The organism is Sphingobacterium sp. InxBP1 (assembly GCF_026191775.1).
Taxonomy (GTDB): Bacteria; Bacteroidota; Bacteroidia; order Sphingobacteriales; family Sphingobacteriaceae; genus Sphingobacterium; species Sphingobacterium thalpophilum.
Map to the genome: position 1 here is coordinate 480,087 of NZ_JAINDX010000049.1, position 17,142 is coordinate 497,228.

Here is a 17,142-nt window from a genome sequence, read left to right on the forward strand (position 1 = left end):
AATCAAAGGTCGTGATAAGGTATTTCCGCCGGAAATTTTGCTGTTACATTATGATTATTTTTTGTTACATCTTGTTTAACGTCTTGTTATACAGAATGAAAAGTTTCCTTTTTGTGCTGTAAGAAGCACTGTCGTGTTACTCTTAATTTTGTTACGGACACCTGGAACTGTAGTTGCAAATCAATTTCAAATTGTTTCAATAGTTGTCTGATTCATATGAAATTATATTAATTTATTTATTTCAGCCTAAGGGCCAAATCTATATGTTGTCAGATTAGCTAACTTGGGTTCTGAGCCCTTTGAACGCCGTCTAATTTACGGCAGGGCGACGGGCGACTACATTATAAACATGCATATGGACAGGGCAATTTTAACCATTCTCTATCCTCCGGGACGGTCTCTCTGAGGAGGACAATGTCCGCTTTAAACGATTCGTTGGTTAAGTATGCTTAGTCCCTGATTTAGTAAACATGAGTTACTTTATGAAAATGAAAAGAAGATTACATTATTTTCTTGTGCTGACCTTTGGTCTGCTGTATGCTGGATTGTCGTCCGCAGCGGTGCGGCTGCCTGCGCTGATAGCAGATCGTATGGTGCTGCAGCGTGATACCGAACTGAAAATCTGGGGCTGGGCCGACAGCGGTGAAAAAATAACCGTACGTTTTCGTGGCCAAAGCTACCTGACTGAGGCGGATGCGGCAGGTAACTGGGCCATCAGGCTACCGGCACAGAAAGCCGGAGGTCCCTATCTGCTGCAGGTGAATGAGATCGCTATCCGAGATGTCCTGATCGGCGATGTATGGCTTTGCTCGGGGCAGTCCAATATGGAGACACCGATAGAAAGGCTGGTAGAACGCTTTCCGGAGATCAATGAATCCAATAACCATATGATCCGTTATTTTAAGGTGCCGACACAGAGTGCACTGGACCGCCGCAGCGAAATAACCGGCGGTCGCTGGTACTCCGCTGTAGCCTCAGAAGTGATGAACTGGACGGCATTGGCCTATTTCTATGCACAGCAGAGCTATGCTCATACCGGTGTACCCGTGGGCATGCTCGTGTCGAGCCTCGGCGGCTCGAATATAGAAAGCTGGATCAGCCAGGATCAGCTAAAAGAATTTCCGCGGCTGCTGCTCGACCGCCCCGCACTGGACAGCATGCATCTGGCGCAGCAGGACCGCGGTATCCGGGACTGGATAAAGCCAGACTGGAACGACAGAAGCTGGCCTACCTTTACCGTGCCGGGATGGTGGCGGGACCAGCAACTGCATAACAAGGGAGTGGTCTATTTTAGAAAATCATTTGAATTGCCGGGCGAGCTGGCGGGGCGGTATGGCATGTTGTACCTGGGGACCCTGATCGACAGTGATTCGGTATTTGTCAATGGCCACTTTGTGGGTGCCACCGGCTATATGTATCCGCCCCGCAAGTACCCCGTACGGGCAGGTATCCTGCGCGCTGGGCACAATACCGTGACGGTACGCCTGCGGTCTACTACAGGTAATGGGGGATTTGTGGAAGGCAAGGCTTATAAGCTGCTGGTGAATGACCAGGAGATCAATCTGGCTGGACCCTGGAAATATCAGGTAGGCATGGATCCCGATCTTGCCAAAAGCTATCTGCCGCGACTTCAAAATGTAAATGAAGTGGGATCAAAGCTCTATAACGGCATGATCTATCCGATAAAAGATGTGGCCGTGAGCGGCGTGATCTGGTACCAGGGGGAGGCCAATACGGGCAGTCCGCAGACCTACGAACAGTATCTGCGTCTGCTGATCAAAGACTGGCGCCTGACGTTGGAGCGCCCGCAGCTGCCTTTTTTGCTGGTGCAGCTACCTAATTATATGCGCAAACAGGAGCGTCCGTCTGCATCGGGATGGGCGGGTGTACGGGAAGCGCAGTTTAAGGTATCCCGTGACGTTCCCTATACAGCGTTGACGGTCAACTATGATATTGGCGAGTGGAACGATATTCATCCTCTGAATAAAAAAGACCTTGCTGCACGGTTGCTGCTGGCTGCCCGCAAACTGGTGTACGGTGAAAAGCTGGTAAGCTCAGGACCCGTCTATGAGCGTATGGAAATCAAGGACAGCAGGATCGTGCTCTTTTTTAAGGAGGTCGGCACTGGACTGGCAAGCAGGGACGGGCAGCCATTGAGACACTTTGCCATCGCTGGGCAGGACCGCCAGTTTGTCTGGGCGGACGCTGTTGTTAAGGGCAATACCGTCGTGGTCAGTCATAGGGATATAGCCCACCCCGTGGCGGTACGCTATGCCTGGAGTGATAATCCGGAGGATGCTAATCTGATCAACAGGCAACAGCTGCTGGCCTCTCCGTTCCGGACCGACAGCTGGTGATTTTTTAACCGTGGAAATTTGTTTTACAAAATATGGATAATAACATGAAGGCGGCGATAATTCAGGGCAGAACTTATCTTGGCATAGAATTGGGTTCGACGAGAATTAAAGCTGTATTGGTTAATGATACATGTGAACAGCTAGCGTCAGGCCTATATGATTGGGAAAATCAGCTGATAGCTGGGTATTGGACATATAGCCAGGACGAGATAGTTAACGGACTTCAAAAAGCGTATGCGAGATTGGCTATGGAAGTCAAAAATCGCTACGGTGTGTTATTAACACGGGTGGCGGCCATAGGCTGTTCGGCGATGATGCAGGGCTATATTGCTGTCGACAAAACCGGAAAACTGCTGGTGCCGTTCCGCACCTGGAGGAATATGACCACAGCAGCCGCGGCAGCGCAGCTGACTGAGCGCTTCCAGTTTAAAATCCCGCAGAGGTGGAGCATAGCTCATCTGTTTCAGGCCGTTCTGAACCGGGAGGAGCATGTTGCTCAGATAGATTATGTAACGACACTGGCTGGCTATATCCACTGGCGCCTCACCGGAGAAAGGTACTTGGGAATTGGTGATGCTTCCGGTATGTTTCCTGTTGACCTGACTAAAAGAAAGTTTGATGAGAATAAGTTAGCGGTTTTTGATAACCTGATTGCCCAAAGGGAATATTCCTGGAACCTGATCGATATCTTGCCTACTATTCGCGTTGCAGGTGAATCTGCGGGGCACCTTAGTGTCGAAGGAGCCCAGTTATTGGATCCTTCTGGCACGCTGGAGGCGGGTATTCCGATGTGTCCTCCGGAAGGAGATGGTGGTACCGGGACTGTGGCTACAAATAGCGTGAATATACGCGCGGGGAATATCTCTGTAGGTACATCCATTTTTGCCCAGTTTGTACTGGAAAAAGAACTGTTTAAGATATATCCTGAGATTGATATCATGGCAACCCCAGATGGGAAGCCGGTCGGTATCATCCTTGCCAATAACTGCTCCGGCGATATCAACGCATGGGTAAATTTATTCCGTGAGTTTTATCAGGCGATGGGACTCGCGCCGGACATGGATAGGATTTATGAAACGCTATTTAACAAAGCTATGGATGCAGAACCCGACGGAGGAGCATTGTTGAGCTACGGCTATTATTCCGCAGAAAGTATCACCGGTGTCGATGTCGGCCGGCCGCTTTTTGTCCGGTGCCCTGAAAGCCGCTTTAATTTATCCAACTTTATGCGCACACATCTATTTTCTGCTTTTGCTGCACTCCGCTTGGGAATGGATATTTTAACAAATGGAGAGCACATCCGGATCGAACAGATTAAAGCACATGGCGGTCTGTTCAAAACCCGTCTTCCCGCGCAAAAAATATGCGCGGCGGCACTCGATACACCCGTTTCGGTGATGGCTACGGCCGGAGAGGCGGGCGCTTGGGGGATGGCAGTTCTGGCATCCTTTATGGTCAACAGAAAGGATGCGGAAACATTATCTAGCTACTTGTCTGACCGCGTTTTTGTACGGTTAGAAGAACAGATTATTGCTCCGGAGCCCAGAGATGTAGAAGGTTTCACTGTTTTTATGAACCGGTATAAGCAGGGTTTAGCCATTGAGCGCACGGCTGGCGAATATTTCATGGAAGATAACCTTTCTGACGGCTAAACATGACAAGTTTGAAAAAGGATGCACTGGACCGAAAGATAAGTCTCTTCAACCAGGGGAACGGGACAGCCTATCCCATTCTCTTTATGTTGAGTTGCTGCCACTTGTTTAACGATACCATTCAATCGCTCATACCAGCGATCCATCCGGTCGTCAAAGAATCATTTCAACTGAATTTTTCTCAGATCGGGCTGATTGTCTTTGTCTTCCAGCTATCTTCCTCGATCATGCAGCCGCTGATCGGATTTATCACCGATAGGAAACCTTATCCATATCTATTTCCGGTGAGTATGCTGTTTAGTCTCCTGGGCTTAGTCACGTTGGCTTTGGCCAGCAGTTATGGCTGGTTACTTATGGCTGTGGTGACAGTCGGTGCAGGATCCGCTATTTTTCATCCAGTAGCATCGAGAATTGCGTATGTGGCATCAGGAGCAAAACGCGGGTTTGCCCAGTCTCTTTTTCAGCTCGGCGGTAATGTCGGAACGGCAATGGGCCCTATACTTGCTGCGGTGTTGATCGCTCCATATGGTAAAAAAAATGTACTGTGGCTGTTGCCGGTAGCATTGCTGGCAATGGGGATATTGTACCGAATAGCATCTTGGTACAAACCAAAGAGCAGAACGGCGCCTACGGAGGACAAAAATGGATCGCAGTATACTGAAATGGTAGAGAGCCGGGGAAAGAGGATTGTTGTTCCCCTGGCTATTTTGTTGCTATTGATCTTCTCAAAGTATTTTTATTCGGCAAGCCTGTCGAGCTACTACACATTTTACCTGATGGATAAATTTGCGCTTTCAGTGAGGGAATCTCAGGTTTATCTGTTCGTTTACTTATTGGCGCTAGCCGTCGGTACGATGATTGGAGGAGTCTTGGCCGACCGGATAGGCCGAAAGAATGTTATTTTATTTTCAATATTCGGGGCATCGCCCTTTACGTTAGTTTTACCCCATTCAAATTTAATCTGCACGGTCATATTAACTGTCATCATTGGTTTAATTATAGCGTCGGCCTTTTCAGCAATCGTGGTGTATGCACAGGAGCTTTTACCCGGAAACGTGGGAATGGTGTCGGGACTCTTTTTTGGACTCTCTTTCGGAATGGCAGGGATTGGATCAGCTGTATTGGGAAAAATCGCCGACAGTTCTGGTATAGACCTTGTCTATCGTATATGTGCATTCTTACCACTCATAGGGGTGGTTGCTGTTTTTTTACCGGATCGGAGGGTGGAGAAAGTGTTTTGATTTTTGTCTGAAAAAGTCAAAACTATTTTGCTTAAAAATTGTTTTTTAATTGATTGTAATCATAGGTTAGTTAAAACATAGGTAATGGGTAGTTTTTAAGGCTGGGTCAGGTAATGGGCTCAGCCTTTTTTTACGCTATCTGCGGTGAACACGGTTCAATCAGGTTGTGGTATTTTCGCCATCGCGCGCACGGGGAATGTTCCCACCCCCTTAAACTTGGGCGGCACAGCGCTAAAGGTAAATCCATCTTCTGGCAAAAGGTACAGGTTGCAGAGATGTTCCACAATCAGAATCCCGGCACCTAAAAGCGTCGTATGGACAGGTCGCGTCTTGCCCGAGGTGCTGTCGATGTTATGCGAATCGATGCCGACCAATTTGACAGCGCACTCTTTCAGAAATAGCGCTGCATCCTCTGTCAGATACGGATGATTCTCATAATACTGCTCGCTATTCCAGAATTGATCCCAGCCGGTATGGATTAATACGGCTTTGTTTCGGATCTCGTGGTTGATCAAATGCTCCCGTGTAATTTCAAGGCTGCTCGAATAGGGGATACGTATCACAGTCGCTTCTAGGTCTGCAAAACACTCGAGTCCGATTTCGGAAAGGTCTTTGCCGTCCTCGAAACGGTGAAAAGAACAGTCAATATACGTTCCAGTGTTAGAGACCATCTCGATTTTACCGATTTGAAACTCGGTTCCCTCCGCATAAAATTGCCTGGAGTTTTCCCTGCTCAGGTAATCACAGATGATTGGTGCGGGGAGACCTTTGTAGGTCACCAGTCCATCCTCGATGGTATGACTGAGATCGACAAATAGATCGCGGGTTGGGGATAGGTTGATCGGCTTGCGTTTGTGGGGTTCCGTAAAGATCACTTTGTTCGTAATTTTGGTCTGCCCCACCATCAGAAGCCTCATATCGGCAACAATATAGTCTGCAAGTTCTTTATCCGAGATACTGTCGCCTGCGATGTCGAGCCTAAAGTCTTCCCCCTTGATGCATCCACCATTAGTAAAGGATATTTCAAAATCAAATTTTACGCGTTTGTCCATGTTTTGGTGTTCCAATTTTAAGCGTGTATTTCTCCTGCTCTAATATACGTTATTTTGTACTTCCTGTAAGCAATCGCTGCCGGTTACCCATATTTTAGGTACCGAGCACGCCAAAGATCCACAGAAGCCATGTTTATCTACTTAAGGGCAGCCTCTCCTTCAGAAACATGCGGGATTTAATTCATTAGTTAATAATAGTATGTTTTCTTTTTAAGGTCTGTAATCGTGTTTAATGATTCGTTTACGGTTTAAATAGTTGAAATAAGTAGATTATGGTATGGTGTGGATAAGTGTGATAGCAATGTGATACCCTGTTTTTTTGTGTGGTTTTGATAAAAAAGCATCTTTGTGCTACCATTAACGTTGGATATCCCTAATTGTGTACATCGACACTGCCTACGACAATCTGGACACTATATGTTTTTGCCGGATAACATGTCAGTGGTCGTAAGAAGGGGATCAGGAAATACCAGTACTCCTATTCCGACGGATGCTGTCGGGGTTTATTGGACTGACGGCACTGTTCAGGAGACTGCCAAACCTGCCGTTATTTTAACTGCTTCTGACGTCTACGTGATGCCAATACACCAAAACAACCAGGTCGGTATACGGTGTATGAGAAGCAAATAACGACAGTCTGATGTAATTGCAGATTATTTGGATAAATAATAGTAAATGGGATAGTTATCAGTGGCGACTGATAGCTATCTTTTTTTTTGTCTGTGCTATGAAATATTCCTAATTTTAGTCCGCCGAATCTTTCTCTCTTAGAAAACGGCCGTCAATCGTAGTAGTGAACGTGTTCAATAAAAAAATCCCTTAGATGAAAAAAAAACTTCTTATCGCCATCTCATTCCTGCTTCTACTCCTGTTGTTTTTTGCGATTAAGACAATCGCCTGGGATAGTAAGAAGAAAGAGATAGATACCATCCTGGACAAAACTAGGGAACTCCAGCGCACGGTCAAAATATCGGCACAGCTGGAATCTGCACTGAAAGCGCTTGATCTATCCGATACTTATAACTATGATGAAGGCAAGGCACGAGCACATTATTGGGCGGCAGATGCACTATTTAGCTTAGGGCTGTTTAAGGAAGGGTTCAAACATATCGAAGGTCTCGAAAATACAAAATACCATGACGATGATATAGAAATGCAATCCGAGACGCACCGGGAGAAAGGCAGGGGATACCAAGGGCTCGAATTATATCAGCAGGCAATAGCGGAATATCGTTTGCAGTTGGCCTGTACGGCCAAGCTAAAGGGGGAAAACCAAAAGAAGTCGTATATGTACGCCTTTGGGAATTTAAGTACTGTGTACGATAGGCTAGGAAAATTAGATTCTGTGCAAAAGTATCTGCAGCTAGAATTGGAAGGACTTCGGGATCTGGATGAAAAAGAAAATGTATTAATGTACGTGGGTCTTTACGATCATCTCGGTAGTTTTTATATCAAAAAAGCTGATCTTGTAAAAGCAGAATACTACCTTAACAAATCGCTGGATTTGATTGAGCGATATAAAGTTCCGATATTCTTTAATACCATGACCTATTTGTCGAGTTTGGAGCAGGAGAAAGGAAACATTAAAAAATCCGTAATGTGGAATCAAAGGAGCTTAGCGAATATGAGGGAAGTCGGAGCTTGGGGGGCGGTGAGTAGAAAATATAAATATTTAGCCTATTTTTATCGATACTACAAGCTTGGGGACGAGCAAGCCCGTGAGTATGAGCTCGAACATGCCTGGCTTAGAGATTCTCTGGAAAAGCAAGATAAGGCGGTAATCGACAGTGTGATGATCCAATTGGTGAAAGCCAACGAAAAGGTATCTGCGAAAAAGATCACAAGTTCCGTAAATATTTCAATCGTTATTTTTGCTCTATTGGTGGCGGTTACCATCTTTTTTGTATGGCGTGTCAGACGCAACCGCAAGCTGCTGGGCCAAAAGGAAGAGGCCCTGCAGGAAACGGAAACGATCAACAGGGAACTGAGCGAGCAGATCGGAGAAAATAAATTCGCTACTCTGCTCGAGCTGGCAAAAAGCAATAATCCGGAGTTCCTGGCTTTATTTACTGAACTGTATCCCGAGTTTATACAGGCCCTGAAAACTTTGGATCCAAGTATCAGAAGTACAGAACTGGAGTTTTGCGCCATGGCTTTTCTGAATTTTACGGCCAAAAATATTGCCGAATATACCTTTGTGACCGTCAGGGCAGTACAGGTGCGGAAAAATAGACTGCGAAAGAAACTGGGAATCCCTTCGGATGCGGATTTCAATAACTGGATGCAGGAGCTGGCGCAGAAAAATAGCCCATCGTCCAGTGAAAGCTAGGCGCTTAATGGTCACTCGGCTGCTCTGCAAAGCCAATCCTTAAAGCCTGCTCCTGTTGCCGTCCAGCTGATATTTTTTATAAGGGTTTAAAATAGTAAAACTGCATGCACTAGACAGAAAAATCGCTATTTTTGAAGCTGAGATAACCGGCTGGGATATTCTGATAAAAACAACCCGACGGGATTAGCCTAACGAAATCGATGAAAAAGCAATTTCTATTTTTTATTCTATTCTTATTTGCGATCAAGGCTTCCGCAGTGGACAGCAGGCAGCATGAGGTGGACTCACTTTTGAATAAAACCAGAGAACTATTTAATGCTGGCCAGCTGTTACCATATATTGAGACGGCCATTAAAGCCCTTAATTTGTCCGAGGAAGCTAACTATGACGCTGGTAAAGCAAAAGCGCATTCCTGGATTGCAGAAGGCCTGGTGCATGTGGGCCTGTTTAAGGAGGGACTGAAACATCTTGAACGTACTGAAACCACCAGATATTACAGGGAAAATATTCTCGCGCAATCCGAAGTACACCGGGTGCGGGGTAGAGCCTACGGTGAGCTCAAGTTGTATCAGCAGGCAATTCGGGAGTTTCGCTTGCAACTAGGACTGATCAGGAATCTGACAGGCGAAAAGCAAAAAAAATCCTATCAGTTTACCTATGAAAATCTTAGTACTGTTTTTGATCAGATCGGACAGCTTGATTCCGTAGAGAAATATAACCGCCTTCAGCTGGACCTGTTGCGGGGGGATGACGAAAAGAAGGAAGTCTTCCGCTATTTGGTGGTGTATGATAACCTGGGCCGGTTGTATATTAAGCGGGGTGATTTTGAGCAGGCACAACAATATCTCGATAAGTCCTTAGCCCTCGTTAAGAAATATAACATCCCAGTTGTTCTGAATACGTATAGTTTGTTGGGTAACTTGGAAGAAAAGAAAGGAAATTTAGAAAAAGCTGCAACCTTTTACGAAAAGAGCCTGGCAAGTAAACGGGAAATGGGCAGCAGAAATGGGATGAAGAATTCTTACAGGCAGTTAGCGGATTTTTACCGCACCAATAAGTTGGATAAAGGTAAAGCGAATGAATATGAACTGGCTTTTAGCCGCCTCAATGATTCGCTGGAAAATGAAAATAGGCAGGTCGTGGATATGGTGCTCAACCAGATCCTGAAATTAAAAGATCAGGAATCTGCCACGAAAGTTACTAAATCACTTACCATTTCAATCATTGCACTGGTATCGCTTGTCGTGGCGATCTCATTTTTTGTCTGGCGTGTCAGACACAACCGCAAGTTGCTGGGCCAAAAGGAAGAGGCCCTGCAGGAAACGGAAACGATCAACAGGGAGCTGAGCGAACAGATCGGGGAAAACAAATTCGCCACCCTGCTCGAGCTGGCCAAAAGCAATAATCCGCAGTTCCTGGCTTTATTTACTGAACTTTATCCCGAGTTTATACAGGCCCTGAAAACTTTGGATCCAAGTATCAGAAGTACCGAACTGGAGTTCTGCGCCATGGCTTTTCTAAATTTTACGACCAAAAATATCGCCGAATATACCTTCGTGACCGTCAGGGCGGTACAGGTGCGGAAAAATAGACTACGCAAGAAATTGGTAATCCCCTCGGATGCAGATTTCAATAACTGGATGCAGGAGCTGACGCAGAGAGCCACCACGGCATCCGGCGAAGCTAGCGCATGATCTGTAAAGGGCAGGCGGGTGTGTGTATGTCAATGGAAATAATTAAGTTTGTACCATACCGGTATATGATGCAATCTGTCTATTTCTATTGTTTGTTGCTATGTTCGCTGCTCAGCGGTACTGTCTTTGGACAATCTGCGGACTATTCCCGTTTTCGCAATATTTCCCTAGGGACCAGCGCGAATACGGTACACTCCTTTGCGCAGGATAGCCTGGGCATGTTGTGGGTCGGTAGCAACAATGGTCTGTTTAATTACGATGGCTATTCGTTGCAGGCTGTTACCGATGCCGGTTCTCCTTTTCAGACTTTTATATACTGCATCACACTGATTGATAGCAAACGCTTTGCGCTGGGTACGGGTCAAGGTGTGCGGATCTATAATTATCGGGCTGATCGTTTTGAACCCTTTCCGGAGGGCGGGCCGTCTGATGTCAGGGCGATGTTGCTCCTGGGCGACAAGTTGTGGATAGGTGCCATCGCCGGCCTTTACTGCTACGATATCAGAACCGGTAAATTGACGGATTATGGTCAGTCTACCCTGCAGCGTAAGGCCAGCTTAGTTGTATACGCGCTTGACCGGGTGGGGGATAGGCTCCTGATCGGTGCTTACAACGGCCTTTTTGAACTGGATCCCGCGGCAAAGAAGCTTGTGCAGCTCCAGCTTCCTGACTACAAGCCGGGCAGCAACCAGTTTGTGAATTCCATGTTGACGATCCCAGCCATCGCCATCACATATATCGGCACGGAATATGGACTGTATCTGTACGATAGCCGAAACCGTAAATTGCGGAGGGCACCCGTGCTGCTCAACCATCCCATCAAGTCCATCGCTTCCACGGATCAGAATACGCTGCTGGTAGGCACCGACGATGGTCTTTTTATCTATCAGCCCGACCAGCAGCTGGTCACGCGGGTCAAACACGATTCGCGCAATAGGAATTCCCTGGCCAACAATATCGTTTGGAGCATCTTCAAAGACCGTTCGCAAAACATCTGGCTGGGCACGGACCTCGGCTTTTCTCTGTGGTCGCACTGGCAGACAGAAAAAATATGGCCGATTTACCAGCTGACGGGCAGCAGCGACGGCAACCGTTTTTATAAAATAGCAAGTGACAGGAACGGATGGTACTGGCTGGGCGGCGACAACGGCTTGATCCGCGTGCATGGGCTGGATAAAAAAAATATGGAAAGCTACTGGTACCGGATGGATGCCGGAAACTACCGTCTGACGCACAACCGCATCCGCGATATCTATATGGACGACAAGGGGCTGGTATGGATTGCTTCCGACGGGGGCGTCAATGTCTTTGACGAGCGGTCGCGGCAGTTCCGCAACTTTGTGATCGTCGATGCTTCCGGCAGACGCAATGCAAAATGGGCCTACGATATTCTGCAGGATGCTGAGGACAACCTCTGGGTGGCCTCCTATATGGGGGGCATCTTTGTCGTAAACCGGAATACGCTGCTGGGGTCGTCCGGTCCAGTGACGGCCGCGCGCAATTACAGTAAAGCGGATGGACTACTGGAAGATTTTGCCAACCAGATTGTCGACAATGGTAGAGGGAGGATCCTGGCGCTGTTTTACAACAAGGGCATCAGCAGCATCGACGCAGCCACCGGAAGGGTCATGGAACTCAAAGATAGCGCCGGCCAGCCACTACGGCAGGCTACCTTTATGCTCAAAGACAAGCAGCAGACCATATGGGTCGGAGAACATGGTGGGCTCAGGCGCCTTTCTGCCGATGGGAGCAGCAGAATGATACGGTTTGACCCCGTAGGGAAAGGGGAGGTGACGGCCATGGTAGAGGTAGATGACCATATCTGGGTGGCCACCAGCGCGGGGGTATGGCAGATCGCTAAACAGAGTCTGAAAGCCGAATTGCTGCGCTATGGGCAGCGGATTTCGTCGATGTACTACGATCTAGCGCAGAATGAAGTGATCTTGGGCGGTATTGATGAACTGGTTGTCCTGCCCGCCCGAACGCCACCGGCCGAAGACGGTCGTGCAAAAAAGATCGTCCTTACCGCCATGTATGTCAACAACGCACTGTTTGGAGACTACGGCTATGGACTGCGATACCGCAATACCATCAGCCTGGATCACAACCAGAACAACCTGCGGCTGGAGTTTTCGGGACTCGATTATGGGAACCAGCTGGGCTACCGCCTGGCCTATGCTTTTAAGGGCAAAAATGAGACGTGGATTCCGCTTGAACGTGGCGACAATAAGGTGCTGCTATCCAATTTGAACCCCGGTAGCTACGACCTGCAGCTGGCCAAAGTGGATATAGCCGGGCATGTGGTGTCCGACATTCACGAATATCACATTACGATCCGCCATCCCTGGTATGCCTCCTATTGGGCCAAAAGCCTATATGCGCTGAGTGCCTTATGTCTTTTGCTTTGGATAATCAACTTTTTTAGGGTGCGCAACACCTTGAAATGGGAACGTCGTGAGCGACGGAAGGTGATGGAGCTCACCAAGATGAAAATGGATTTCCTGGCAGCGATATCGCATGAAATTAAAACACCGCTGAGCCTGATTCTGGCGCCGGTAAGTCAGCTGATGCGGCAGACCAAAAACAGCGAAAAGAAGAAACAGCTAGATGGGGTGCATCGCAACGCGTTAAAAATCAGTAGTTTGATTCATGAGCTGATGACTTTTGATCAGACCGAGGGGCGTGAAATGCCGTTGCAGGGACTGCTGATCTCGCAGATCGATCTGGTCGCCCACGTACGGCAGATCGTGCACGACTGGCGGCAGATCCCAGAATACGATAACCTCAGCATCTGCTTGGTGAGTGAACTGGAACATGTGTTTGTACAGACGGATGTGGCCAAGCTGGACTCGATCGTCAACAACCTGCTGGTCAATGCCTGTAAATATAACCGTCCGGGGGGACGAGTGGAGCTGATCCTCAGGAGCGCGGCAGGCGGGGTGGAGCTGACAGTGCGGGATACGGGTGTTGGCATCGCACCGGATGACCTGCCTTATGTGTTCAGTAAATTTTACCGTTCTGCTGTCAGGGAGGTCAGTGAAGTACAGGGCACGGGGGTGGGGCTCTACCTCGTCAAAAGCTACTGCGACCAGCTGGGCTGGCCGATCAGCCTCAACAGTAGTCCTGAAGGTACAGAGGTAACGTTGCAGCTGAAACTGGGCACCATGGCTGAAACGGATCGGGCCGATGATGGCGGTAGCAACGACAAACGTAAGCTGCTGATCGTCGAAGACAATGCTGAGCTTGCCGATTTCTTGCGCAATACACTGCAGGATACATATGATTGCGTCGTCGTGGGCGATGGCCGTGAAGCCTTGCGATTGATAGAGGGACACGCTTTTGTGCCGGACATCATCATCACGGATGCCATGATGCCCCATATGGGCGGAATTGAAATGGTCCGGAAACTCCGGCAGCAAACGGCCACCGCCACCATACCGATCATGCTGCTGACAGCACAAAATGATGAGCTGATCCAGCGTGAGTGGGTAGCGGCCGGAATAGATGCATATATGAGTAAACCTTTCGACATGGCGCTGCTCCATATGCAGCTGCTGCAGCTGCTCGACCGAAAAGAGAGACTCGCAGCCCAATTGCGTATAGACCAGATCAGCCAGCCTGCGACGCCTGTTCCGGTACAGTCGCCCGACGAAAAATTTCTCGCACGGGTGACTCAGCTGATCGAAGACAATATTGATGATTCAGAATTTTCGGTACAGCGCCTGAGCGAGCTGACAGATGTGGCCCCGAAACAGCTCTACAGAAAAATAAAACAACTCACCGGACATACGCCGGTGGAATACATCCGTAGTATCCGGATCAAAAAGGCCGCTCTCCTACTGCAGCAGCGGAAGTTTACCGTAGCCGAAGTGATGTATATGGTCGGTTTTTCCAATGCCTCCTATTTTTCCAAATGTTTTCAGGCACAATTTGACATGTCTCCCAAATCGTATATGGATACCTATCGGTAGTTTGTTGGTATTTAGGGTTTTATATTGCTATGTCCAAATTGGATAGGTCGAAATGTCTATTTTGTGTTGTTGTTTGTCCGATATGTGGCGCTAAAAAAGGTTGTCGATGAATAGGTTTGCGGTAGGAATAACCAAAAATTATAAATCGATAATCCATGCGTGCAATTATTTTATGCTGCTTTGCTCTTTTTGGCTATGGCCATCTACTGGCACAGGTGAAAGCCAGTAAAAAGATACCCACAGTATATGTGGACCAACGGGGTGTGATGCGCTGGTCGGACTCAGGAGCCGAAGCTTCTTTCTACGGCGTCAATTATACGGTACCGTTTGCCCATGCATACAGGGCACTCGCCTACAAGGGAATCGACCATAAGCAGGCCATCGACCGCGATGTCTATCACTTCGCCCGTCTGGGCTATAATGCCTACCGTATCCATATCTGGGATGTCGAGATATCAGACCGGCAGGGCAATCTGATCAATAATGTGCATCTGGATCTGCTTGATTACCTATTTTTTAAGCTACAGCAAAAAGGAATCCGTATGCTGATCACGGGGATGACTAATTTCGGAAATGGCTATCCCGAAAAAAATGAAAATACAGATGCTTTCAGCTATCATTATGATAAATGTCAGGTACATGCCGACCCGAAGGCTATTGCCGCACAGGAACGGTATATCGGTCAGCTGCTCCGTCATGTCAACCCTTATACAGGTTATGCGTATCAGGACGATCCCTATGTGATCGGTTTTGAGATCAACAATGAGCCTTGCCACATGGGTACAGTACAGACTACGTCAGCCTATATCGCCCGCATGGTTGCTGCCATGAAGAAAAGTGGGAATAAGAAGCCCATATTTTACAATGTCAGCCATAACATGGATCATGTGGGGGCGTACTTTGATTCGGCGATCCAGGGGACTACTTATCAATGGTACCCGGTCGGGCTGGTCGCCGGCAAGGAACGCCACGGCAACTTTCTGCCTTACATTGATCAGTACAGCATTCCTTTTTCAGATGTGAAGGGTTTTGACAATAAGGCCCGGGCAGTGTATGAATATGATCCTGCAGACAACCTCTACAGTTATATGCATCCGGCCATGAGCCGCACCTTTCGTTCGGCAGGATTTCAGTGGATCACACAGTTTGCCTATGATCCGATGGATATTGCAGCGTACAATACGGAATATCAGACGCATTACCTCAATCTGGCCTACACCCCTGCTAAGGCACTGAGCACGATGATCGCAGCGGAAGTCGCCTATAGGGTGCCGCGTAATGAGAAATTTGGCCGTTACCCGCAGGATACCGTCTTTGGCGACTTTACGGTCAGCTACGGCCGGGACTTGTCATTGATGAATACCGCCGAGCGCTATTATTATAGCAATCATACGGATGTAAATCCTGTCGACGCGCGCAGACTGCAGCATATTGCAGGGCATGGCAGGTCTCCGGTAGTCAGTTATACAGGCTCCGGGGCTTACTTTCTGGACCGCCTGGAGACGGGCGTATGGCGCCTTGAGCTCATGCCGGATGCGGAAAAAATTGCGGATCCTTTCGCCAAACCTTCACTCGGACGTGAAGTGGTACATATCCTGTACCGGCGACAGGATATGGATGTTCGTGTTCCGGACCTGGGCAGTGCATTTACCGTGGAGCCGCTAGGGGTAAAGGACGGAGAGGCTGGCACAGCCACGGCAGACGGTACCAAACTCACCCTCTCGCCCGGCGTTTACCTACTGAAGCGTAAGGGTCTTCAACCTAAAAATCGGTGGACAGCGTCCACCGTCTGGAACAATGTCCTGCTGGGTGAGTACCATGCACCGCATGTACAGCGGTTACAGCAGCCTATCCTTGTGCACCAGAAGCCTGAGGTGCTGGAAAAAGGAAACCCAGTCACCCTGCAGTTTCGCTTCGTCTTTGACAGGCAGCCTGATTCCATCATTCTGCAGACGGACGAGGTCTCCTTCTGGAATGCGCACAATCCCTATATTAAATTAATGCCCAATGCTGGTTACAGCTACACGGCGGAGCTGCCGGCTTCCATGCTGAAGGGCAGTGAGCTGAAGTATACGGCGACGGTATTTATCGACGGGCAACGGTATACTTATCCCGACAATCGTGCAGGCAATCCTCTGGACTGGGATTACCGGGTGGGAGACTATTGGACAGTGGATTTGTATGAGCCTAAAGCGGCAATTTCTTTGTTTGATCCTGTCGCCAGAGAAGCTGTGCTGGAGACCTATGCGATTCTGGAAACTGCCCATGTGCAGGCTGTTGCAGAACGCAGCCCGGGGCAGTTACCGTACTGGACCTATAAGATCGGTACCAGAGACAAAGGGGCGCAGTACTTCTGGGTAAGGGACATCAAACAGACTATCCTCGGCAGGCCCGCTGGTGTGGCAGCTGCCACACAGCTGTGTGTACAGCTGAAAAGCAGCAGCGGTCATCCGAAGCTCAATATAGGTTTTGTGACAAGCCAAGGGTATACCTATGCCAGCAGAGTGACAGCAGCGCCGCAGGCGGAAACCGTGCTGCGCATCCCTCTGGCGGATTTGCGACTGATGCCCACGCCCTTGCTGCCAGCACCTTATCCGGTGTTTCTCGACCGCTTTTTTCATCCGGAAGCTGGGCCGCAGTTTGTCCCGGGCACCATCGAAAAGCTGATCCTTTCGGCGACAGACATGGAAAGCGTATCGTTGGGCGTAGGTGCCATCTGGCTGGAGTGATGCAATAGCTGCGAAGAACGGGGCTGTCTGAGCTTCGCTAAGCTGCACGGTATATGCGCAGCGTGTAATCAACATATAAAGGGAAAAAGAATACAGTTATAAACGAATAAATCTGAT

9 protein-coding genes are annotated in these 17,142 nt (G+C 48.4%); 8 read left to right on the plus strand and 1 reads right to left on the minus strand.

Going from position 1 to position 17,142, the window contains the following annotated elements:
- Positions 1 to 488 precede the first annotated feature (488 nt).
- Genes K7A41_RS22025 through K7A41_RS22035 form a run of 3 tightly spaced genes read left to right on the plus strand, consistent with a single transcriptional unit; the run spans position 489 to position 5,250 of the window.
- Complete coding sequence (locus tag K7A41_RS22025; protein ID WP_265715586.1) at positions 489 to 2,357, plus strand: sialate O-acetylesterase; 1,869 nt, start codon at positions 489 to 491, stop codon at positions 2,355 to 2,357.
- A gap of 32 nt (positions 2,358 to 2,389) precedes the next feature.
- Positions 2,390 to 4,009 carry a xylulokinase gene (locus tag K7A41_RS22030; RefSeq protein WP_265715588.1) on the plus strand — a complete coding sequence of 540 codons (1,620 nt, stop codon included), beginning with the start codon at positions 2,390 to 2,392 and terminating at the stop codon, positions 4,007 to 4,009.
- A 2-nt stretch (positions 4,010 to 4,011) separates the two neighbouring features.
- Positions 4,012 to 5,250, plus strand: a complete 1,239-nt coding sequence (locus K7A41_RS22035) for an MFS transporter (protein ID WP_265715589.1) — start codon at positions 4,012 to 4,014, stop codon at positions 5,248 to 5,250.
- A 155-nt stretch (positions 5,251 to 5,405) separates the two neighbouring features.
- Here K7A41_RS22035 and K7A41_RS22040 read toward each other — a convergent pair whose 3' ends face one another.
- Positions 5,406 to 6,302 (minus strand): cyclase family protein, encoded by an 897-nt coding sequence (locus K7A41_RS22040; protein WP_265715590.1) that lies wholly within the window; start codon positions 6,300 to 6,302, stop codon positions 5,406 to 5,408.
- Positions 6,303 to 6,737: 435 nt separating this feature from the next.
- Between K7A41_RS22040 and K7A41_RS22045 the strand changes: the two genes are divergently transcribed.
- From K7A41_RS22045 to K7A41_RS22065, 5 genes are all read left to right on the plus strand, one after another.
- On the plus strand, positions 6,738 to 6,932 hold the full coding sequence (locus K7A41_RS22045) for a hypothetical protein (RefSeq protein ID WP_265715591.1): 195 nt from the start codon (positions 6,738 to 6,740) through the stop codon (positions 6,930 to 6,932).
- 193 nt (positions 6,933 to 7,125) lie between these two features.
- The gene (locus tag K7A41_RS22050; RefSeq protein WP_265715592.1) at positions 7,126 to 8,631 is read left to right on the plus strand and encodes a helix-turn-helix transcriptional regulator; all 1,506 of its coding nucleotides are present in this window, start codon (positions 7,126 to 7,128) and stop codon (positions 8,629 to 8,631) included.
- A 200-nt stretch (positions 8,632 to 8,831) separates the two neighbouring features.
- Positions 8,832 to 10,325 carry a tetratricopeptide repeat protein gene (locus K7A41_RS22055; RefSeq protein ID WP_265715593.1) on the plus strand — a complete coding sequence of 498 codons (1,494 nt, stop codon included), beginning with the start codon at positions 8,832 to 8,834 and terminating at the stop codon, positions 10,323 to 10,325.
- A gap of 32 nt (positions 10,326 to 10,357) precedes the next feature.
- Positions 10,358 to 14,296, plus strand: a complete 3,939-nt coding sequence (locus K7A41_RS22060; RefSeq protein ID WP_265715594.1) for a hybrid sensor histidine kinase/response regulator — start codon at positions 10,358 to 10,360, stop codon at positions 14,294 to 14,296.
- A 155-nt stretch (positions 14,297 to 14,451) separates the two neighbouring features.
- Entirely contained in the window at positions 14,452 to 17,025 is a 2,574-nt protein-coding gene (locus tag K7A41_RS22065) for a hypothetical protein (RefSeq protein ID WP_265715595.1), read from the plus strand.
- Positions 17,026 to 17,142 lie beyond the last annotated feature (117 nt).